Consider the following 20,302-nt stretch of genomic DNA (forward strand, 5'->3'; position numbering starts at 1 on the left):
GCTAGGTCCCGCGCGGCTTGGCCCGGGCGGTGGCGGCGGCGAGCAGCGGGTTTTCCGGCCAGACATGCTTGGGATAGCGGCCGCGCATGTCGGCGCGCACGTCGGTCCAGGAGCCGCGCCAGAAGCCGGGCAGGTCGCGCGTCGTCTGGATCGGCCGGTGCGCCGGCGACAGGAGTTCGAGCGTCAGCGGCACAGTGCCATTGGCGATCGAAGGATGGCGGTCGAGGCCGAACAGCTCCTGTACGCGAATCGCCAGCACCGGCCATTCGCCGTCATAGCGGATAGGCACATGGCTGCCGGACGGAGCGTCGAAATGGGTCGGCGCCAGCGTATCGATCCTGCGCTGCAGATCATGCGGCACGAGGCTGGCCAGCCCGGCCGAGACAACGCCTGCATCGATGGCGGCAAACGATGCCGCGCCGGCGAGGTAAGGCAGCAGCCAGTCGTCGAGGCGCTCGACGAGGGCGTCATCCGCCATATCGGGCCATGGCGCGCCCAGGCCGCGATGCAGCCAGCCAAGCCGCTGGCGCAGCGTTTGCGCCTCCTTGCTCCAGGTCAGCAGCGACAGCCCGTGCTGGCGCACGGCATCGAGGACGGCGCGGTCGGCGTCGGCCCCCGTTGGCGGCGGCAGCATGCGCTCGGCGAGCGTGATGGCGCCAAGGCGCACGGTTTCACGTACACGCACGGCGCGCTTGTCCCGATCGAAGCTCGTTTCACGGCGCGCCTCGATCCTGTCCGCCAACGCGACACGGACATCGTCCTCGCCGATCGCCGCTGCCGCCGTGATGCGCGCATTCTGTGCCTTGCCCTGCAGGTCGGCGACGACCAGAAACGGCTCGCCCGCCAGCGGGTCGGCGGCGTCGAGCATGGCGCCGGAGCCGTTGGCCAGCACGAAACGGCCGCGCTCGCCGCGCGCCTTCGCCACCCGATCCGGCCAGGCGTGCACGAGCAGGGGACCGCCCGCCGCAGCTTCGCTGCCCTTTGCTCCGCCAGCCTGCCTTGCCAGCCTTTCGGCGAGCTGCTTGGCGGCGGTAGCGCGCGGAGATCTTTCCCCGCGAAAACGCATCAGCCGCCGCTCCAGATCGGCGCCGAGGCCACCGAGGCCGCGTTCGGTAAGCAGCACGGCGAACATTGCCGCCTCGAAGGCATGGCCGCTGCCGGCTGCCTCGGCAACCATATGCGCCAACCGCACCGGCAGAGCGAGCTTGCGCATCGCTGCACCCGCTTCCGTCAGGCGCCCCGTCTCGTCGATGGCATCCAGCGCGCGCAGTAGCCCCCTTGCCTCATTGAGGGCCGGAACAGGTGGCGGATCGAGAAAAGCAAGCGCTGACGGATCGGCAACGCCGAAGGCAGCACAATCGAGCAGCAGTCCGGACAGATCGGCCTCAAGGATTTCCGGCGGCGTGAAAGCGGGAAGTGCAGCCGTTTGCTCGGCCCGCCACAGCCGGATGGCGACGCCTGGCTGCGTGCGCCCGGCACGGCCGGCGCGCTGGTCGGCGGAAGCCTTGCTGACACGCACGGTCTCCAGTCGGGTCAAGCCACTGGCCGGCTCATAGCGCGGCAGCCGCGACAGGCCGGAATCGATGACGACGCGCACGCCGTCGATGGTGATCGAGGTTTCGGCTATCGAGGTGGCCAGCACCACCTTGCGGCGGCCCGCCGGCGGCGGCTTGATCGCCGCGTCCTGCGCCTTGCCGTCCAGCATGCCGTAGAGCGGGACGATGTCGGTATCGGTGCCGACCTTGCCGGCCAGCCGTTCGGCGGTGCGCTCGATCTCGCGCTGGCCGGGCAGGAAGGCAAGGACGCTGCCGCTCTCGTCGGCAAGGGCGGCGCGGATCGCCTTGGCCATCGCGTCCTCGATGGCGATGCCGGCCGGCCGTTCGTCATAACGGATATCGACGGGAAAGGCGCGACCCTCGCTTTCGACGACCGGCGCGCCCGACATGAGTTTGGCGACGCGCGCGCCGTCGAGCGTCGCCGACATCACAGCCAAGCGCAGATCCGGCCTGAGCGCCCCCTGCACGTCGAGCGCCAGAGCGAGACCGAAATCGCCGTCGAGCGAACGCTCGTGGAATTCGTCGAAAATGACAGCCGAAACACCGGGCAGTTCGGGATCGTCGAGGATCATGCGCGCCAGCACGCCTTCGGTGACGACCACGATCCTGGTCTTTGCCGAAATGCGGTTTTCCATGCGCATGGCGTAGCCGACGGTGGCGCCGGGTTCCTCACCAAGCAACTCAGCCATCCGGCGAGCGGCGGCGCGAGCGGCGAGGCGGCGCGGTTCAAGCAGGATGATCTTGCCGGCGCCGAGCCAAGGCGCGTCAAGCAGCGCCAGCGGCACCAGCGTGGTCTTGCCAGCGCCGGGCGGCGCCACCAGCACGGCGCTGTTGCCATCGCCAAGCGCTTCCCTCAGCGCCGGCAGCACGACGGACACAGGAAGCTCCGGCAGGGGTTTTGTGGTCATGGCGCCCGCATATCAGCGGTTACGGCCACGGCGCAACCAGAGTCGGTTCAAAGCCGGGTACGCGAAAACGGGTTCCAGCGCACGGTCCCCAGCCGCGCTTCCTCACGCACCATGGTCAACAGGCCGGCGCCGCCAACGACCGCCAGGCCAACCAGCGACAGCCCGTCCGGATATTCCTGGAAAAACAACGCGCCGAGGATCACCGCCCAGGCGATCTGCGAATAATGCGTCGGCGCGACCCGGTTGGCAGGCGCGTATTTCATGGCCAGCAGTTGAAGGAATTGTCCACCTGCTGTGAAGGCACCGGCCGCCGCCAACCACAGCAACTGCTTGCCGTCGGGAACGGTGAACGAGGTGGCGGCGGCACCAATGCCGTTGAACAGCAGGCCGTAGCCGACCAGCACGCCGAGCATGGTGGTGCGCTTTTCCTGCTGCGCCAGCGAGCGCATCAGGATGACGCTGGTGGCGGCGAGGAAGGCAACACCGAAGGCGGCAAGGTGGCCGAGATTGAGCTCGCGAAAGCCCGGCCGCACCACCAGCATGACACCGGCGAAACCGGCGACCACTGCCAGCCAGCGCCAGGGGCCGACCTTCTCCTTGAGGATCACCGTGGAGAGAATGGTGACGCAGAGCGGCGCCAGGAATATCAACGCATAGGACTCGGCCAGCGGAATGGTGGTGAAGGCGTAGACACTGAGCACGCCGGAAGCGATGCCCGCCCAGGCACGCGCCTGCACCGCCCATGGCCTTCTGGTGCGCCAGAAATCGCGCCAGCGTTCGCCCGCGGGCCGCGTGAAGAACAGGAAGAAGCCCGCGAACAAGGTTATGAAAAAGCCGATCTCGAAGATCGTGAGCTGACCGCCCAGGCTTTTGACAACGGCATCGCTACCCGAATAGCTTGCGTAGGCGATCAGGGCGAGCAGGATTCCGTTCGTCACGTTGTTCCAATTCCGGGGAGAGAGTGGTTTGAAAATCCTGGCGCTCGGTGCGCATCCGGACGACATCGAGATCTTCATGTTCGGTACGATGGCCGCCTATGCTGCGCAAGGCGCAGAACTCACTTTTGCCATGGCCACCGATGGTGCCAGGGGCGGCACAAGTGATCCCGCTGTTCTCGCTCGTGTCCGTCGCGACGAAGCAACGGCCGCGGCCGCGCTGGTAGGCGCAGTGCCACGCTTCCTCGACTTCCCGGACGGCGAGCTGGTGGCCGATGCAGCGCTGATTGGAGCTCTGAAAGCACTGATCGGTCAAATCGGCCCGGATCTGGTGATCACGCATGCGCCCAACGATTATCATGCAGACCATCGCGCGCTGTCGGACGGCGTTCGTATCGCGGCGTCTTTCGCCGTCCCAGTGCTGCATGCCGACACGATGGGCGGCACCGGTTTCTCGCCGACGCACTATGTCGACATTTCCGCCCATGCCGACGTCAAGGCCGAGGCGATCCGCATGCATCAATCGCAGGATCCCGACCGCTTCGTCGACATTGCGCGGACACAGAACGCCTTTCGCGCCGGCCAGTGCAACGGCGCGCAAGGCTCATCGGCCGAAGCCTTCCGTTTCGAACCGTCGTTCCCGTTCGCCGATATCCGCGCGCTGCTGCCGCCGGCGCCGGCGATCCGCAAGGTGATGGTGAGCACCAGAAGGGTAGATTGAAAGCCGAGGCTGCCCCACGTCCCGGTCAGAATCGGCCTGAACAGCTTCGGTAAACCAGCCAGCGACCCGCGCTTTTCCCAACGTTTTCAGACATCGCCATAAGCATGCTGCGGCGCAGCAACGAATTCGCTTGCCTTGTTTAGTAAAAATTGCATCACTAAACAAATTACTAAACATCTGCAGCGCAACCGCGCCGCCATGTTTGGGCCCCTGAGGAGAGGGGTTGAGGGCTTTTTGAAACCGTCATCCGGGCGCGTTTCGCAAATGGGAGGAAGTCATGAAATCGAGCTTGAAACTGGCGTTGGGACTGACCTCGGCAATCACAGCGTCGACAGCCGTCGCGAACGTCGCGCACGCTGAAGACCTGACCCTGTGCTGGGCCGCCTGGGACCCGGCCAACGCGCTTGTCGAACTGTCCAAGGATTTTACCAAGGAAACCGGTATCGGCATGAAATTCGAGTTCGTGCCGTGGACCAACTATGCCGACCGTTTCCTCAACGAGCTCAACTCGCACGGCAAATTGTGCGACCTGATCATCGGCGACAGCCAGTGGATCGGCGGCGCTGCCGAGAACGGCCATTACGTCAAGCTGAACGACTTCTTCGACAAGGAGAAGATCAGCATGGACGATTTCGTGCCGGCAACCGTCGTCGGCTATTCGGAATGGCCGAAGAACACGCCGAACTACTGGGCGCTGCCGGCCATGGGCGACGTCGTCGGCTGGACCTACCGCAAGGACTGGTTCTCCAAGCCGGAGCTGCAGAAGGAATTCAAGGAGAAGTACGGTTGGGACCTCGGCCCGCCAACCACTTTCGACCAGTTGAAGCAGGTCGCCGAGTTCTTCCAGAAGCGCGAGATCGACGGCAAGACCGTCTATGGCGCCTCGATCTACACCGAGCGCGGCTCCGAAGGCATCACCATGGGCGCCATGGACGTGCTCTACAGCTATGGCTTCCAATACGAAAACCCCAAGAAGCCCTATGAAATGGAAGGCTTCGTCAACTCCGACAAGTCGGTCAAGGGGCTGGAGTTCTACAAGGCGCTCTATGATTGCTGCACGCCGCCCGGTGCCTCGAACAGCTACATGGGCGAAGGCGTCGATGCCTTCAAATCCGGCCAGGTGGCGATGCACATGAACTTCGCCTTCACATGGCCGGGCCTGCAGAAGGACGAGAATGTCGGCGGCGACAAGATCGGTTACTTCGTCAACCCGAAGGGTCCCGACGGCGAGCAGTTCGCCCAGCTCGGCGGCCAGGGTATCTCCGTGGTGTCCTATTCCGACAAGCAGGAGGCGGCGCTGAAATACATCAAGTGGTTCGCCAACAAGGACGTGCAGGCCAAATGGTGGTCGCTCGGCGGCTATTCGTGCCTCAACGCGGTGGTCAAGGATCCGAAGTTCCCGGCCAGCCAGCCCTATGCGCAGACCTTCCTCGACTCGATGGCCATCGTGAAGGACTTCTGGGCCGAGCCGAGCTACGCCCCGCTGCTGCAGGCTTCGCAGAAACGCTTCCACGACTATGTCGTCGCCGGCCAGGGTTCGGCCAAGGATGCGCTCGACGGCCTGGTCAAGGACTGGACCCAGGTCTTCCAGGACGATGGCAAGATGTAACCAGCTCCTCCCGAGCTAAGCCAAGCATCCCGTGCCGCCCCTTGGCACGGGATGCAGTTCAGATAAATTCCATGACAGAGACGACCAAGTGACCGAAGCAGGACTCACCATGCTCAATCGGACCGCGGAGAACGTTGCCCGGGCGACCCCGGAACCGTTGGCCCGCAAGGTCCGGGGCATCAGCGACAAGGGCCTCGCCTGGCTGTTCATCTCGCCGACGATCCTGTTGCTGCTGGCCATCAACATCTTCCCGCTGTTCTGGGCGATCTATCTGTCGTTCACCAACTACCGGGCCAACCGCCCGAACGAGGTGGTGAAAAATCTCGGCCTTGCCAACTACCAGCGCATCCTCGGCGACAAGGACATCTGGATCGCCATGCAGACGACCGCGCATTTCGTGTTCTGGACGATCCTTTTGCAGACGCTGATCGGCTTCACGCTGGCCTGGCTGATCGACAGGAAGTTCCGAGGCCACGCCTTCTGGACGACGCTGATCCTGGTGCCGATGATGCTGTCGCCGGCGGTAGTCGGCAATTTCTGGCGCTTCCTCTATGAGCCGCAGATCGGCCTGTTCGCCTATGCGATCTCCTTCGTCACGAGGATCCCGCCGACCAATATTCAGATGCTCTCCAACGTGTCGCTGGCGCCCTGGTCGATCATCATCGTCGATACCTGGATGTGGACGCCCTACGTGATGCTGATCTGCCTCGCGGGCCTACGCTCCATCCCCGAATACATCTACGAGGCGGCCGAGGTCGACCGCGCCTCGAACTGGCGGCAGTTCTGGTCGATCACGCTGCCGATGGCGCTGCCCTTCATCATGCTGGCGGTGCTGTTTCGCGGCATCGAGAACTTCAAGATGTTCGACATGGTCAATCTGTTGACCGGCGGCGGGCCGGGCTCGACGACCGAGGTCGCCTCGATAACGCTGAAGCGGCAGGCTTTCGAAAGCTGGCGCACCGGTTATTCCTCGGCCTTCGCCATCATCCTTTTCGTGGCGGTGTTCGGCCTGGCCAACATCTACGTCAAGGCGCTCAACAAGGTGAAGCAGAGATGAGCCTGACCACAGCCCATTCGGTCGTCGCACCGAGCAGCAACTCGAAACGGATCGCCGGCACGATCATCGTGCTTTACGCACTGATCTCGATCGTGCCGCTGCTGTGGATCTTCGCCACCAGCTTCAAGACGCCGCCGGATTCGATTGCCTATCCGCCCAAGATCCTGTTCCAGCCCAGTCTTGAGGGCTACTGCAATTTGTTCACGACGCGGACCCGGCAGACGCCGGAATACATCAACTCGCTGGGTCCGGCGACGGGCTTCTGCGACGAGACCACGCGCAAGCGCAACATGGTGATCGCCGGTCCGTCCAACTTCCTGCCGCGCTTCGTCAATTCGCTGATCATCGCCTTCGGTTCGACCTTCTGCGCCGTGTTCTTAGGCACGCTGTCGGCCTACGGCTTCTCACGCTTCAAGGTGCCGCTCGCCGACGACCTCCTGTTCTTCATCCTGTCGACGCGCTTCATGCCGCCGATCGCCGTCGCCATTCCGATCTATCTGATGTACCGCGAGCTTGGCCTGTCGGACACCGCGCTCGGCATGATCCTGCTCTATACGGCGGTCAACGTGTCGCTGGCTGTCTGGCTGCTGAAGGGCTTCATCGACGAGATCCCGCGCGAATATGAAGAAGCGGCAATGATCGACGGCTACACGCGGCTGCAGGCCTTCTGGCGCACCGTGCTGCCGCAGGCGACGACCGGCATAGCCGCGACCGCCATCTTCTGCCTGATCTTCGCCTGGAACGAGTATGCGTTCGCAGCTCTCCTGACCTCCGGCACGGCGCAGACCGCGCCGCCCTTCATCCCGACCATCATCGGCGAAGGCGGCCAGGACTGGCCGGCGGTCGCGGCCGGCACGACGATCTTCCTGGTGCCGATCCTGGTTTTCACCATCCTGCTTCGCAAGCAATTGCTGCGCGGCATCACCTTCGGCGCGGTGCGCAAATGAGCTTGACCAAGCCTGGGAACCGCAAATCGCGCTGGCCGGCCTGGGCACGGCGCGGGCTGATGGAAAACATCGCGACAGCGCTGATCGCCATCGGCTTCCTGATGCTGTTCCAGCCCTTCGCGCTGTCGCTCTACACCTACTCCTTCATCACCATGCTCGCCGGCACCGTGATGTTCATCATCGTCTCCAAATTCCCGGAATAATCATGGCCGAAATCCGTGTCCAGCACCTGAGAAAGGCCTTCGGCGATTTCGTCGCCGTGCAGGATTCCAACTTCGTCGTCGAGGATGGCGAGTTCTTCGTCATGCTCGGCCCGTCCGGCTGCGGCAAGACGACGACCTTGCGCATGATCGCGGGGCTTGAGCTGCCGACCGGCGGCCAGATCCTGCTCGGCGGCGACGACGTCACCATGCTGCGGGCCCGCGAGCGCGACATCGCCTTCGTCTTCCAGCTGTTCGCGCTCTATCCGCACATGAATGTGCGCAAGAACATCGGCTTCCCGCTGCTGGCGCAAGGCATGCCTTCGGCCGAAATCCGCACGCGGGTCGAGGAAACGGCGAAGCTGCTGCGCATCGACCATCTGCTCAACAAATCCGTCTCCGGACTTGCCGGCGGCGACCGCCAGCGCGTCGCGCTCGGCCGCGCCATCGTGCGGCGGCCAAAATGCTTCCTGATGGATGAGCCGCTGGGAACCCTTGACACCGAATTCCGCGATTTGATGGTCCACGAGCTGCGCGAACTGCACAACCGCATCCATGCCACGACGGTCTATGTCACGCACGACCAGATGGAAGCGATGTCGATGGCCGACAAGATCGCGGTGATGAACCATGGCGTCATCGAGCAGTTCGGAAGCCCGCGCGAAATCTATGACCGCCCGGCGACCATGTTCGTCGCCGACTTCATCGGCTCGCCACCGATGAACTTTTTGGGATTTGGCGGCGGGCTCGCCAAGGGCGCCAGGGAGATCATCGTGCAAGGCGCGAAGGTCGCGGTGCCGGAGGTGCGCGAGGACATCGCACCTGGCGACATGGCGCTCGGCATCCGCCCTGAACACATCCGCTTCGACGACGCCTCAAAATTGCGCGGCGCCATCTACGGCACCGAATATCTCGGCACCACGCAGATCGTCGCGGTGGAGACGGCGGATGGCATCATCAAGGCACGCGTACCGGCCGAAATCAGGCTCGCCACCGGCGACCATGTCGGCCTGACGCTGAGCAGCGCGCGGCTGTCGCTGTTCGAGAAGGGATCGGGCCGCGCGGTGAGAACCGCGATCCACGATGTCGCCTCGGAACGGAGGGCCCAGCATGGCTGAGGTGCACATCAAGAACGTGACCAAGAGTTTCGGCGACCATGTCGCCGTCGACGGCCTCGACCTGCACATAGCAGATGGTGAATTCGTCGTGCTGCTCGGGCCAACCGGGGCCGGCAAGACGACGACGCTGCGGCTCATCGCCGGGTTGGAACGGCCAGACAGCGGCACGATCGAGATCGGCGGACACAATGCCACGACGCTGTCGCCGGCCGAGCGCGACACCGCCTTCGTCTTCCAGCAATATTCGCTCTATCCGCATCTGTCGGTGTTCGACAATCTCGCCTTTCCGCTGCGCTCGCCGGCGCGGAAAATGCCGGAAGACCAGATCCGCCGCCGGGTCGAGGAGGTGGCGAAGATGGTGCGCATCCATCACAAGCTCGCCAACCGCTCGACCAAGCTTTCGGGCGGCGAAATGCAGCGCGTCGCCATCGGCCGCGCGCTGGTGCACAAACCGTCCATCTATCTGATGGACGAGCCGCTGTCATCGCTCGACGCCAAGCTGCGGGCGGATCTGCGGCTCGAGCTGAAGCGCATCCAGACCGAGCTCGGCGCCACCATGCTTTACGTCACCCACGACCAGATCGAGGCGATGACGATGGCAGACCGCATCGGCATCCTCACCGAGGGCGTGCTGGTGCAGATCGGCTCGCCGCGCACCATCTATTCAGAGCCGGCAAACCTGCATGTCGCGGCGAGGCTCGGCCAGCCGGCGATCAATCTTCTGCCGACCGGGCTGCTGCCTGACGGCGGCGCACCGGCCGGCACCAAGACGATCGGCGCGCGCACCGAGCATCTGACGATCGCGAAGGCCGCGAATGGCCATGCTGACGGCGTTGTCGACTGGGTCGAGCATCTCGGTGACCAGAACCATTTGCATGTGACGGTAGGCACCAAGAAACTGGTGACGCTGACCGATCCCGACACGGATCTGGCGCAGGGCGACAAAGTGGTGATCCGCTACCGGGCGCCGCTGTATTTCGGCGCCGATGGACAGCGATTGATGTGAGCGGTTTTCGGTGATTCAGCACCGGTTTTGACTTTGCCAGTACGGGACGAATCGATGAAGCACTTTTTCAATCGCAGGGAAACGATCGTCACCGAGGCGCTGGACGGCCTGCTACGAACCATTGGCTCCGGCGATCTCGCGCGCCTCGACGGCTATCCCGAGATCAAGGTCGTCCTGCGCGCCGACTGGGACAAGACGAAAGTCAGTGTCGTCTCCGGCGGCGGGGCCGGGCACGAGCCTTCACATGCCGGTTTCGTCGGCAGGGGCATGCTGACGGCGGCGGTTTCGGGCGAGATCTTTGCCTCGCCAAGCGTCGAAGCGGTGCTGGCCGCCATTCGCGCGGTCACCGGCCCGGCCGGCTGCCTGCTGATCGTCAAGAACTACACCGGCGACCGTCTCAATTTCGGCCTGGCGGCAGAGAAGGCGCGCGCCGAAGGGTTTCGTGTCGAGATGGTCATTGTCGCCGACGATATCGCTTTGCCCGACATCACCCAGCCGCGCGGCGTTGCCGGCACCTTGTTCGTGCACAAGATATCAGGCCACCTGTCGGAAGCCGGCCACGATCTGGCTGAAATCGCGGCAGCGGCGCGGGCGGCGGCTAAGGACATAGTTTCGCTCGGCATGTCGCTGTCGTCCTGCTCGATCCCGGGCCAGCCGCACGAAGACAGATTTGGCGAGAACGATGGCGAACTCGGCCTTGGCATTCACGGCGAGCCGGGCGTCGAGCGGATTGCGGTGCAGAGCGCCGACAGGCTGGTGGCGATCATGGCGGAGCGCCTCGCGGCACGGCTTGATCCCAAGGCCACCTACGCCTTGCTGATCAACAATCTCGGCTCCGTGCCGCCGCTGGAAATGTCCGTTATCGCCAATGCGGTGCTTGCCTCGCCGTTGGCCAAAACCATCAAACTGACGATCGGGCCGGGCCCGCTGATGACGGCGCTCAACATGAACGGCTTCTCGCTGTCGCTGATCCGGCTGGATGCGGCGCGCGAAACCGCCTTGCAGGCGCCGGTCGGCCCGCATGCCTGGATACCGGCAAAGCCGGTTGTTTCACCTGCCGTCGTGCCGATGGCGAAAGCGGCCGGACAAAGCGTGGCACGCAAGCCCAGCCAGGATGCGCGGACCCGGTCTCTTCTCGTTACCATCTGCGAAAGGCTGATCGCGCTCGAAGCGACTTTGAACGGACTGGACGCCAAAACAGGCGACGGCGACACCGGTTCGACGGTGGCGACCGGCGCGCGCAGTGTTCTCGAGCGGCTCGACACGCTGCCGCTTGCCGAGCCTGCAGCCACCCTTGGCGCGATAGGCGACATTCTGAGCGCGTCGATGGGCGGCTCCAGCGGCGTGCTGCTGTCGATCTTCTTCACGGCGGCGGCGCAGGCTCTGGGCGGCGGCGCGAGCCTGCCCAGAGCGTTGCTTGCCGGCCTTGAACGGATGACCTTTTATGGCGGCGCCAGAATTGGCGATAGAACCATGGTCGATGCGCTGGAGCCGGCGCTCAAAGCACTCGACGCGAACGGCCTGGAGGAGGCGGCAACAGCAGCCCGCCATGGTGCCGAGGCCACGGCCGCCATGGACAAGGCAAAAGCCGGGCGGTCGGCCTATGTCGGCAGCAAGCTGCAAGGTGTGGTCGACCCCGGCGCTCACGCGGTGGCCGAAGTCTTCGCGGCGGCCGCGGCATTGCATGAAGCGGCCTGACGTATGCTCCAGTTGTCGAATGACCGTTCTTTCGATACTGCCGGCAAGATGGAAACCGGGAATGCGGGTGACATGGCGGCGTTGAACCTTGCCCGGCTGATCGCGGCCGCCGCGGATACGATCGCCGCGAACGCCGAGGAATTGACGGCGCTCGACCAGGCGATCGGCGACGGCGACCACGGGCTGAACATGAAGCGCGGCTTCGAGGCCGTGCGCGCCGAAGCCGAAGCATTTTCGGCCAAACCGCTGCCCGATGCCCTGAAGGCGATCGGCACCAAGCTGGTGATGACGGTCGGCGGCGCCTCCGGCCCGCTGTTCGGCACCCTGTTCCTGGCACTCGGCAAGGAGATTTCGGCGAAACCCGATCGCGCCAATCTGACGGCGGCGTTCGGCAAGGCGATCGAAGCTGTGGCAGCACGCGGCAAATCGCAGATCGGACAAAAAACCATGCTCGACGTGCTGCAGCCGGTGCATGACGCGCTGCTGCAGGGAAAGACAGCTCTTGAAATCGCCGATATCGCCGACGCCGCGGCCGACGCGACCGTGCCTATGAAAGCCTTGCGTGGCCGCGCCTCGTTCCTGGGCGACCGATCGATCGGTCATATGGACGCCGGCGCGCGCTCAACCGCGCTGCTGGTGCGCACAGTGGCGCACAGCCTCGGGGAAAGCGCATGAGCAATGTCGGCATCGTCATCGTCTCGCATTCGCCGCTGGTTGCCGAGGGCACGGCCGACATGGTGCGGCAGATGGTGGGCGACGAAGTGCCGCTTGCATGGTGCGGCGGAAACGGCCATGGCGGGCTCGGCACCAATGTCGAGGCGATCATGGGCGCCATCGACAAGGCCTGGTCGGAAGCCGGTGTCGCCATTCTGGTCGATCTCGGCGGCGCCGAGACCAACTCGGAAATGGCGGTGGAGATGATCGGCGAGCCACGCTCGCACAAGATCATAGTCTGCAACGCGCCGATCGTCGAAGGCGCGGTGATGGCAGCGACCGAGGCCTCCGGCGGCGCCTCGCTGCGGGAAGTGGTGGCGACGGCACATGAATTGTCGCCGTCGTGAACGAACGGGAATTTTGAAAGACATGTCCGCATCCGCCGAAGCGACCGTTGTGATCACCCACGAGGTGGGTCTGCACGCGCGTCCTTCGGTGAAGTTCACCAAGTTGGCCAAGAGTTTTGCCGCCGAGGTGGAGATCGCGCTCGCCGCCAACGGGCCATGGTTCGACGCCAAGAGCATCGTCAAGGTGATGGCGGCCAAGGCGCCGAAGGGCACCGTGCTGCACATCAGGGCCAGCGGTGACGGCGCCAATGATGCCGTCGACGCGTTGGTCGAACTGGTGCGGCGCGATTTCGACGAAGGCGCGGACCATGTCCGAACCGCTTAGACTGCAAGGCATTTCGGCCTCGGCCGGCTATGCCGAGGGGCCACTGTTCGACCTCGACCAGACTGTCGTATCCTATGTCGGCAAAGAAACAGCCGACGACGAGAAGGCCGCGCTCGAAGCCGCAATCGCCGTCGCGACAAGCCGTCTCACCGCATTGAGCGAGATGGCCGAGGGCGATGCCGCCGACATTCTCGAGTTTCAGATCGCCATGCTGCAAGACGATGCGCTGAGCAGCCCGGCCTTTGCCGCGATCCGCACCGGCCTGCCAGCCGACAAAGCCTGGCGGCAAGCGCTTGATACCGAGATTGCCGGCTACGACGCGTCAGACCAGGATTATTTCCGCGCACGGGCCGCCGACATACGCGATATCAGGGACCAGGTGCTGCGGGCGCTGTCCGAGGATGGCGACGTCCAGGCGCCAACCGGCGCCATCCTCTACGGCTGGGATATCGCGCCGACGCGTTTTCTCGAAACCGACTGGAGCCGCGGCGGCGGCATCGCACTGAAGGCGGGCAGCACCGCCAGCCACGTCGCCATGCTGGCGCGTTCGCGCGGCGTGCCGATGGTTGTCGGGTTGGGCACTTCGCTGGCTCGTCTAACCGGCACAGCGCTGCTCGACGCCGAACATGGCGGCATTGTGCTGTCACCCTCCAAGACTGAAATCGCTGCTTTTCGCCAATCGTCCTCATCATTCCGGGCGCGCAGCGACCGGGCCGGGACGTTCCTGGCGCGACCGGCGGTGACCAAGGCCGGCACGGCGGTGCGCGTGCAGGTCAACATCGCCGACCCGTCCGATGTCGACCTCATCGACATTACGACCTGCGACGGAGTCGGGTTGATGCGCACCGAATTCCTGTTCGGCAAGACGCTGCCGGATGAGGAGACGCAGTATCGCGCCTATCGCAAGGTGCTGGAGTGGGCCGGTGAAAAACCGGTGACGATCCGCACCGTTGACGCCGGCGGCGACAAGCCGGTGCCCGGCTTTACGATCGAGGAGAGCAATCCGTTTCTCGGCCTGCGCGGGATCAGGCTGTCGCTGGCAAGACCCGAGGTGTTTCGTGTACAGATCCGGGCGCTGCTGCGCGCCGCTGTCCATGGCAGCCTGAAAGTGATGTTCCCTATGATCGCCATTGTGGAGGAATACCGACAGGCAGCGGCGATGTTCGCCGAAGAGCAGACTGCACTTGCCGCACGCGGCGTCGCACACAACATGCCGCCGCTCGGCATCATGGTCGAAGTGCCTTCGGTGGCGATCGTACCGGAAGCCTTTACCGGTGCCGCCTTCTTCTCGATCGGCTCCAATGATCTCACCCAGTATGTCATGGCGGCCGCCCGCGACAACGCTGCCGTGGCGCATCTCAATTCGGTCCGTCATCCGGCCGTGCTGCGGCTGATCGCTGCCGTGACGGCGTTTGGCCAGCGGGAAGAGATCCCGGTCAGCCTGTGCGGCGATGCAGCCGGCGATCCAGCCTCGATCCCGTCACTGATCGAGGCCGGCCTGCGCGATCTTTCCGTCGCGCCGGCGCAACTCGCCATGGCCAAGGCGGCCATCGCGGACGTTTCTGTCTAGGCGCGGCCGGCATGGTCGACAGGACACCCGAACCCGGTTCCGAAGAGGCGATCCGCGCCTACAAGACGATCCTGTCGCAGGTTATCGACCAGCGCCCGTCCGGTATGCGCCAGCGCCTGGCCGATGCGCTCGGCAAGCACCGCAGCTTCGTCACGCAGATTTCCAGTCCTGCCTATTCGATCCCGATTCCGTCAAAACATTTGCCGGCTATATTTTCCGTCTGCCATTTCAGCCCGGCCGAGCGCGACCAGTTTCTCGCCGCCTATCACCAGGCGCATCCAGGCAAGATGTCGATCGCATCAGGCATGCGCAAGACGCGGCATGTCTCGCTGATCGTGCCGGATTTCGGCGACGACAAGCAGAACGCCGCGCTCGATAAGGCGGTGAACGATTTTATCCAAAAGATCACCAGCATCACCGGCAAGAGTGGCTGATCGAACTCTTGTTTTACGCAATTCCGGACGGAAAACCGCGATACACTTTTCCTGGAATTGCTTTGGAAGGCCTATTTCGGGAGGAGACGGCCGTGAAGAAGTTTATCAATTCGGTGGACACGGTGCTGACCGAAAGCCTCGACGGCTTCGTCGCCGCCCATGCCGACATCCTCGTGCTCGGCGACGCGCACAAATTCATCCGCCGAAAGACCTTGCGGCCGGGCAAGGTGGCGCTGATCTCCGGCGGCGGTTCCGGTCACGAGCCGCTGCATGGCGGCTTTGTCGGTCACGGCATGCTGGACGCCGCCTGCCCCGGCCAGGTGTTCACCTCGCCGACACCGGACCAGATGCTGGCGGCGGCAGAGGCCGTCGACACCGGCGCCGGCTGCCTGTTCATCGTCAAGAACTATGAGGGCGACGTCATGAATTTCGAGATGGCGGCCGAAATGTCGGAAGGCGTCCAGCAGATCGTGACCAATGACGATGTCGCGGTCGAGAATTCTTCCTATACGACGGGCCGGCGTGGCGTCGCCGGCACGCTGGTGGTGGAAAAGATCGTCGGCGCGGCGGCCGAACATGGCCTGGCTCTGGCGTCGCTGAAGGCGCTTGGCGACCGCGTCAACGCTGCTACCCGCTCGATGGGCGTGGCGCTGACCAGTTGCACCGTGCCGGCGGCGGGCAAGCCGACTTTCGATATCGGCGACGGCGAGATGGAGTTCGGCGTCGGCATCCATGGCGAGCCCGGCCGCCGGCGCGATGCGCTGAAAAGCGCCGATGCGATCGCGCAGGAGATTTGCGCCGCGATCCTCGGCGATCTCGGCGACAAAGCGAAAGGCCCGGCGCTGCTGTTCGTCAACGGCTTCGGCGGCACGCCGCTGATGGAACTCTATCTGATGTACAACAGCGCACGGCTAATCTTCGAGAAGCATGGCGTGACGGTGACCCGTTCGCTGGTCGGCTCCTACGTCACCTCGCTCGATATGGCCGGCTGCTCGATCACGCTGACCATGCTCGACGACGAGACGACCGCATTCTGGGACGCGCCGGTACACACTGCGGCGCTGCGCTGGGGCATGTAAAAGCTGGCTTACATTAGGCTTTTCTGCAACCATTCCTGACTTGCTCGCAATGCTAGCTGGGTTGATGCTGCCACCGCTTACTTCCGCCGAAGAAAGACTCTTGCTGCGCTTCGCTGACCCCGAGGCGGCGGCAGGCGGCGAAGATTTGTCGGCAAAGACGCTGACGGCGCTGCTCGACAATGCCGAGTTTCACGGCGTGCTGCCGATCATGTTGCGCAAGCTCAGCGGGGACGCGCGGCTGCCAGCGGATGCCGACCTGCACGGCAAGCTGGAGGATCTGCGCCAGAAGGCAACGATCGCCACCGGCCAGTCGATGCTGTTGAAGTATCATGGCGACCGCATCATGAAGGGACTGGCGGCGGACAATATTCCGGCGCGGATCGTCAAGGGACCCGTCTTCGCGCGAAAGCTCTACCGCAACGTCGCCGACAGGCCCTTCACCGACATCGACATCCTGGTCGAACCCGCCAATCTGGCCAGGGCAAACCAGGTGATCGCGGCATGCGGCTTCGAGCTTGGCAGCAACGAGGCCGAATCCTACGAATTGCAGGAATTCAAATGGCTGGAAAAAGAGAATTCCAGCCTGCTGGTCGAACTGCATGGCGACCTCGTGCATGACACCGGCATGCGGCGGCGCCTGTCGCTGGGTTTCCCTGAATTGCGCGCCATCGACGGCGAAGCCACGGACACGCCGGCGGCTCTTCTAACGATCGCCATCGTGCACGCCGCCGGCGGCCACAAATTCCACCGCCTGCAGCTTTGCGTCGACGTGCTGCAAGGCGTGCGGGCGCTGCAATCACCCGAAGCGGAAGCACGCCTGTTCGACGCTGCCCGTATGACCGGCATCGAACTGGAGTTGGCAATCGTGCTCAATGTGACCGGCCAGCTGTTCGACGAGAGCCGCGCGCTCGAACTCGCCGGCCGCATCAAGCCCGACCTCTCCATACGGCTGGCCAGGCGGCTGATCACAACGAATACGCTGCTTGGCGTCAATTCCAGGGACAGACTGGGCTCGCGCCTGCGCCGCGACGCCTTCCGGTGGATTCAGAGATTGGCCAAGGCCAGGCCGCAAGTAGCCTGACTTGACGTCAATCCAGGGTGCCGCGGATCAGCGCCGCAGCGTCAGCCGGGCGCGCGCCTACTTCGAGCTGGAAGGTCGGCACCGCATTGACCAGCCCGGCGATGGTCGCCAGCCTGCGCTTCTGCATCGGCAGCAGCCCGGTCATGCCGGTGCGGACATTGTCGACTGCCAGCGCCACCATCGCGTCGGTCCTGGCCATGGCGACGAGCCGGGTCTGCCCGTCGGCGGAACGCGCCAGGTGCAGAAGCGCCGCCACCGGCCGGGCGGATGCGTTTTCCACCCGGATGATACCGCCCAACCGTTCTAACGAGACCGGCTGTTCGCCGTTGCGATCCCACGTCTGGCCAAGGCATGGCGCCACCTGCGGGATCATTTCGGCAGTCTTCCGGTGGATTTTGACGGCGCGCGGCAAGCCCCAGGCTACAACCTTGCCCGAAGCGACATTCAGGATCATGGCGTCGTCGGAGCAGAGGCCAAAGCCCTGTGTTGCCAGCGCCAGCGACGTCGTGGTCTTGCCGGTGCCGCTCGGGGCGTGGATCAGCACCACCGCATCGCGGTCAGGCAAGGTCAGCCCGGCCGTATGCAGCATATGCTGGCCACCGGCGTCGAGCGCGGCATCCAGGACCAACATCGACGGCGTCCAGGCGGCTTTCGTACCGGTGCTAATCCGGAGTTCGGCCCAACCTTCCCCACCATTGATCGCAACGGTTTGGCGCCCGGGAAAGACCAGATGGACAATGCCGCCATCCTCGATCATCCGGCAGGGACCATCCTCCGGCACCTCGCCATCGAAGACCAGGGATCCATTGGGTGTCTCGTCCAGCGTGTCTGTTTCGGTGATCTCAAGACGAAAGTCCGGCGCGACGGGTTCCTCTATGCGCAGGCTGCCCAGCATCCGGTCGAAATCCTGCCACAGCTCGGAGCGCTCGGCCGATATGCCAAGGATCAGGCCGTTGAGGCCATAGCAGGCTGAAGGTCTGGTCAAGCGGGACGCGCCTTTACGGCATCGGCATGATGACGATAGATCTCGACCATGCCGGGAAGCTTGTCGCTGACCACCGGCTTGCCGTCGAGGCAGACCCAGCAATGCGCCGATAGACGCTGCGCTTGCATCGACTGCGGATCGACGCCGAAGCGCAGGTCCGGATCGAAGCCGGCTAGTCGCAGGAAACGATGACCGAGCAGACCTTCCCTCAAGCACCTGCGGTCACGCATCAGCCAGGGATGGCGGACTGTGCGGTTGACGCTCGCGACGATGTAGGCGGACGCCAGACCGCGATAGGGCGTCGACGAGGCGAGCGGCGCCCATTTGAGCACCTCCTCGAAGCTCCGGTTGGTGACAAGGACCGGCATCAGCCGCGCGCTCGCCCAGAGATGGCAGCGAAAAAGAGCGCGCAGGAGCGGGCCGTCAGCCATCAAGCACCTGGCGCGGCGAGGATACCTTCCGAGATCAGATCCGTGGCCAGTGCCGCCATGTCCTGATCGAGCGTCCCCTTGTCGACCTCGAACTCCTCGCAAAGCAGGTCGACGATCTGGTCGAGGTTGCGCGCGCCGTCCACCTTGTCGAGAAAGGCTTCGGTCGTGCCGTTGCATGTATAGAGCTGGCCGCTGCGCGCCAAAAGCACGACTGCGCCATCGCCCACATGCTGCACCGAGGCATCCTCGGCCAGCCGCAGAACGGTTCCAGAGACTATTTCCACCACGCCCCCTCCAAGCCATGCTCATCCCGGAAATCAGATAGCGCGGAGGTGGAGCGCTGTCTATCGGCCGATCACGGGAGCCCAGTTCAGGGGACCAACGGCCTTGCTGACAGATTCTCCGCGCCAGTCGCGTTAGAACCTGCTCGGTTGCGTCTTCCCGGCCGCATTCGGCCCAGAAATAGTCATCGATGAAACGTGACAAACAGCGGGCTGCCGGCAGCGGACGTTGCATTTCTTCCCCTAAGTAAGGTAAAACCTGCCTGGGTATTGGGGAGATAGCGTATGCGTTACAATTGGGAGCGAGCTCCGACGAGCTTCGAACGTCATAGAAAAGCGCTGGCGACAGCCATTTTGATCGCTGGCGGCATTGGCCTCATGCTTATGGCCCTGCCGATCTAGAAACAACCTTGAGACAGAGCGGCTGCCGGCGCTTGGGCGTGACCTCTCAGCGTGGCTGCCCGGTCACTGCGAGGAAGCGGCGATCGCGCCCCTCGAAACCCTGGCTGAAACGCTGCACCAGCACAACGATCACCGCCGGCTTGCCGGCCGGGGTAAGTTCGTAGGATTCCGACAGGCTGTAGGAGGTCGGGCAGTTTCTTGAGCCCGGCACGGTCTTGTCCTCGTGCAGGATCTTGACCGGCTTGCCGTCCTGGCCTTGCAGCGTCAGCCGGAAGCCGAGTGCCTTGCCAGATGTGTCGCGCCGCTCCGTCGTTGCGAAACTCGCCGAACAATCGCCCGTGCTGGCTGCCAGGATCTCGTCGAGCTGGATGGTCGAAACGCCCGTTTCGCCATGGAGCGGCGACAGCCATTTCTGCGACACCTGTTCGAGGCGGGAGATGTCGTTGTAGGCAACCATTTCACCCGGAAAGGTGAATTTGTCGGACGCTGTCTGCTCGGCTGGGGATGTGATTGCATAATGGGCGAGAATGGGCGCCGCCTGAGCGGCGGCCTGCGCCCTCGCCTGCTCCAGCGTCAGTGTCGCCTCCTCCGTCTCATCGACGACGAGGATCGGCTTACCGCCAACGAACCGATCCGTACGGGTATCGATGATGTCGATCTCAGACCAGCCGGAGTCCGAGGCGCCGGCGTCGAGCGTTCCATATTGCTCGAAGGCGAAATAAGCGCCATCCGGCGAAAAGCCGATGATGTGCCGTGCCGCGGCATCGCCGGCTTCAGCGGTTCCGGTGGACATAGCAAGTACGGCGCCCATGACCGATGATAGCGAAAAGCGCCCGATGATCCGCACAGCAGCAGACATCACCACCCCAGTCCCGTCTCGCAGTTCATAGCTGCTTGC

Annotated in this window: 21 protein-coding genes; 15 read left to right on the forward strand and 6 right to left on the reverse strand. The window is 64.1% G+C overall.

Annotated elements, in window-relative coordinates; genetic code table 11:
* Window position 1 precedes the first annotated feature (1 nt).
* Both hrpB and EN949_RS05235 read right to left on the reverse strand, forming a co-directional pair.
* Window positions 2-2,464, reverse strand: coding sequence for an ATP-dependent helicase HrpB (gene hrpB, locus EN949_RS05230; protein ID WP_063169900.1), 2,463 nt, complete (start codon window positions 2,462-2,464; stop codon window positions 2-4).
* 47 nt (window positions 2,465-2,511) lie between these two features.
* Window positions 2,512-3,402 carry a DMT family transporter gene (locus EN949_RS05235; RefSeq protein ID WP_063169899.1) on the reverse strand — a complete coding sequence of 297 codons (891 nt, stop codon included), beginning with the start codon at window positions 3,400-3,402 and terminating at the stop codon, window positions 2,512-2,514.
* 28 nt (window positions 3,403-3,430) lie between these two features.
* On the opposite strand from EN949_RS05235, the gene EN949_RS05240 reads away from it, so the two are divergent.
* The 15 genes from EN949_RS05240 to EN949_RS05310 all read left to right on the forward strand — a co-directional run bounded on the left by EN949_RS05240 (window position 3,431) and on the right by EN949_RS05310 (window position 17,305).
* Window positions 3,431-4,120 carry a PIG-L deacetylase family protein gene (locus EN949_RS05240; RefSeq protein ID WP_063169898.1) on the forward strand — a complete coding sequence of 230 codons (690 nt, stop codon included), beginning with the start codon at window positions 3,431-3,433 and terminating at the stop codon, window positions 4,118-4,120.
* 277 nt (window positions 4,121-4,397) lie between these two features.
* Entirely contained in the window at window positions 4,398-5,729 is a 1,332-nt protein-coding gene (locus tag EN949_RS05245) for an ABC transporter substrate-binding protein (protein ID WP_027164284.1), read from the forward strand.
* Window positions 5,730-5,838: 109 nt separating this feature from the next.
* A complete protein-coding gene (locus EN949_RS05250; protein WP_063169897.1) occupies window positions 5,839-6,786 on the forward strand; it encodes a sugar ABC transporter permease in 948 nt (315 codons plus the stop codon).
* A complete protein-coding gene (locus EN949_RS05255) occupies window positions 6,783-7,733 on the forward strand; it encodes a carbohydrate ABC transporter permease (RefSeq protein ID WP_013528079.1) in 951 nt (316 codons plus the stop codon). The genes EN949_RS05250 and EN949_RS05255 overlap by 4 nt, the downstream gene beginning before the upstream one ends.
* Window positions 7,730-7,936 (forward strand): hypothetical protein, encoded by a 207-nt coding sequence (locus EN949_RS05260; RefSeq protein WP_013528080.1) that lies wholly within the window; start codon window positions 7,730-7,732, stop codon window positions 7,934-7,936. Before EN949_RS05255 ends, EN949_RS05260 begins: the two co-directional genes overlap by 4 nt.
* Window positions 7,937-7,938: 2 nt before the next feature.
* Window positions 7,939-9,051, forward strand: a complete 1,113-nt coding sequence (locus EN949_RS05265; RefSeq protein ID WP_013528081.1) for an ABC transporter ATP-binding protein — start codon at window positions 7,939-7,941, stop codon at window positions 9,049-9,051.
* Window positions 9,044-10,057 (forward strand): ABC transporter ATP-binding protein, encoded by a 1,014-nt coding sequence (locus tag EN949_RS05270; protein ID WP_063169896.1) that lies wholly within the window; start codon window positions 9,044-9,046, stop codon window positions 10,055-10,057. The genes EN949_RS05265 and EN949_RS05270 overlap by 8 nt, the downstream gene beginning before the upstream one ends.
* A gap of 54 nt (window positions 10,058-10,111) precedes the next feature.
* A complete protein-coding gene (locus EN949_RS05275; protein ID WP_063169895.1) occupies window positions 10,112-11,755 on the forward strand; it encodes a dihydroxyacetone kinase subunit DhaK in 1,644 nt (547 codons plus the stop codon).
* 72 nt (window positions 11,756-11,827) lie between these two features.
* Window positions 11,828-12,430, forward strand: coding sequence for a dihydroxyacetone kinase subunit DhaL (gene dhaL, locus EN949_RS05280; RefSeq protein ID WP_063170451.1), 603 nt, complete (start codon window positions 11,828-11,830; stop codon window positions 12,428-12,430).
* Window positions 12,427-12,816, forward strand: a complete 390-nt coding sequence (gene dhaM / locus EN949_RS05285; protein ID WP_013528085.1) for a dihydroxyacetone kinase phosphoryl donor subunit DhaM — start codon at window positions 12,427-12,429, stop codon at window positions 12,814-12,816. The genes dhaL and dhaM overlap by 4 nt, the downstream gene beginning before the upstream one ends.
* Window positions 12,817-12,838: 22 nt before the next feature.
* A complete protein-coding gene (locus EN949_RS05290; protein WP_013528086.1) occupies window positions 12,839-13,141 on the forward strand; it encodes an HPr family phosphocarrier protein in 303 nt (100 codons plus the stop codon).
* On the forward strand, window positions 13,125-14,711 hold the full coding sequence (gene ptsP, locus EN949_RS05295; protein ID WP_127371028.1) for a phosphoenolpyruvate--protein phosphotransferase: 1,587 nt from the start codon (window positions 13,125-13,127) through the stop codon (window positions 14,709-14,711). The genes EN949_RS05290 and ptsP overlap by 17 nt, the downstream gene beginning before the upstream one ends.
* Before the next feature lie 11 nt (window positions 14,712-14,722).
* Window positions 14,723-15,145: a hypothetical protein gene (locus EN949_RS05300; protein ID WP_013528088.1), complete on the forward strand. Its 423-nt coding sequence runs from the start codon at window positions 14,723-14,725 to the stop codon at window positions 15,143-15,145.
* A 92-nt stretch (window positions 15,146-15,237) separates the two neighbouring features.
* Complete coding sequence (gene dhaK, locus EN949_RS05305) at window positions 15,238-16,224, forward strand: dihydroxyacetone kinase subunit DhaK (RefSeq protein ID WP_063173532.1); 987 nt, start codon at window positions 15,238-15,240, stop codon at window positions 16,222-16,224.
* 100 nt (window positions 16,225-16,324) lie between these two features.
* Window positions 16,325-17,305: a nucleotidyltransferase family protein gene (locus tag EN949_RS05310; RefSeq protein ID WP_224618437.1), complete on the forward strand. Its 981-nt coding sequence runs from the start codon at window positions 16,325-16,327 to the stop codon at window positions 17,303-17,305.
* A gap of 7 nt (window positions 17,306-17,312) precedes the next feature.
* Here the strand turns inward: EN949_RS05310 and EN949_RS05315 are convergent, their stop codons facing one another.
* From EN949_RS05315 to EN949_RS05330, 4 genes are all read right to left on the reverse strand, one after another.
* Entirely contained in the window at window positions 17,313-18,290 is a 978-nt protein-coding gene (locus EN949_RS05315; RefSeq protein ID WP_013528091.1) for a hypothetical protein, read from the reverse strand.
* Complete coding sequence (locus EN949_RS05320; protein ID WP_064992960.1) at window positions 18,287-18,721, reverse strand: lasso peptide biosynthesis B2 protein; 435 nt, start codon at window positions 18,719-18,721, stop codon at window positions 18,287-18,289. Before EN949_RS05320 ends, EN949_RS05315 begins: the two co-directional genes overlap by 4 nt.
* Window positions 18,721-19,008: a PqqD family protein gene (locus EN949_RS05325; RefSeq protein ID WP_032898709.1), complete on the reverse strand. Its 288-nt coding sequence runs from the start codon at window positions 19,006-19,008 to the stop codon at window positions 18,721-18,723. Before EN949_RS05325 ends, EN949_RS05320 begins: the two co-directional genes overlap by 1 nt.
* Window positions 19,009-19,450: 442 nt before the next feature.
* Window positions 19,451-20,197 (reverse strand): DUF2259 domain-containing protein, encoded by a 747-nt coding sequence (locus tag EN949_RS05330; protein WP_245459047.1) that lies wholly within the window; start codon window positions 20,195-20,197, stop codon window positions 19,451-19,453.
* Window positions 20,198-20,302: the final 105 nt, after the last annotated feature.

Origin of the sequence: Mesorhizobium sp. M7A.F.Ca.US.007.01.2.1, assembly GCF_003998165.1 — a bacterium.
Taxonomy (GTDB): Bacteria; Pseudomonadota; Alphaproteobacteria; order Rhizobiales; family Rhizobiaceae; genus Mesorhizobium; species Mesorhizobium ciceri.

Excerpts from the sequence above, each read along its gene's own strand:
- hrpB (WP_063169900.1), bottom strand. The coding sequence starts at position 2,464 with ATGACCACAAAACCCCTGCCGGAGCTTCCTGTGTCCGTCGTGCTGCCG.
- EN949_RS05245 (WP_027164284.1), top strand. The coding sequence starts at position 4,398 with ATGAAATCGAGCTTGAAACTGGCGTTGGGACTGACCTCGGCAATCACA.
- EN949_RS05250 (WP_063169897.1), top strand. The coding sequence starts at position 5,839 with ATGCTCAATCGGACCGCGGAGAACGTTGCCCGGGCGACCCCGGAACCG.
- EN949_RS05255 (WP_013528079.1), top strand. The coding sequence starts at position 6,783 with ATGAGCCTGACCACAGCCCATTCGGTCGTCGCACCGAGCAGCAACTCG.
- EN949_RS05260 (WP_013528080.1), top strand. The coding sequence starts at position 7,730 with ATGAGCTTGACCAAGCCTGGGAACCGCAAATCGCGCTGGCCGGCCTGG.
- EN949_RS05265 (WP_013528081.1), top strand. The coding sequence starts at position 7,939 with ATGGCCGAAATCCGTGTCCAGCACCTGAGAAAGGCCTTCGGCGATTTC.
- EN949_RS05270 (WP_063169896.1), top strand. The coding sequence starts at position 9,044 with ATGGCTGAGGTGCACATCAAGAACGTGACCAAGAGTTTCGGCGACCAT.
- EN949_RS05275 (WP_063169895.1), top strand. The coding sequence starts at position 10,112 with ATGAAGCACTTTTTCAATCGCAGGGAAACGATCGTCACCGAGGCGCTG.
- dhaL (WP_063170451.1), top strand. The coding sequence starts at position 11,828 with ATGGCGGCGTTGAACCTTGCCCGGCTGATCGCGGCCGCCGCGGATACG.
- dhaM (WP_013528085.1), top strand. The coding sequence starts at position 12,427 with ATGAGCAATGTCGGCATCGTCATCGTCTCGCATTCGCCGCTGGTTGCC.
- EN949_RS05290 (WP_013528086.1), top strand. The coding sequence starts at position 12,839 with ATGTCCGCATCCGCCGAAGCGACCGTTGTGATCACCCACGAGGTGGGT.
- ptsP (WP_127371028.1), top strand. The coding sequence starts at position 13,125 with ATGTCCGAACCGCTTAGACTGCAAGGCATTTCGGCCTCGGCCGGCTAT.
- EN949_RS05300 (WP_013528088.1), top strand. The coding sequence starts at position 14,723 with ATGGTCGACAGGACACCCGAACCCGGTTCCGAAGAGGCGATCCGCGCC.
- EN949_RS05320 (WP_064992960.1), bottom strand. The coding sequence starts at position 18,721 with ATGGCTGACGGCCCGCTCCTGCGCGCTCTTTTTCGCTGCCATCTCTGG.
- EN949_RS05330 (WP_245459047.1), bottom strand. The coding sequence starts at position 20,197 with ATGTCCACCGGAACCGCTGAAGCCGGCGATGCCGCGGCACGGCACATC.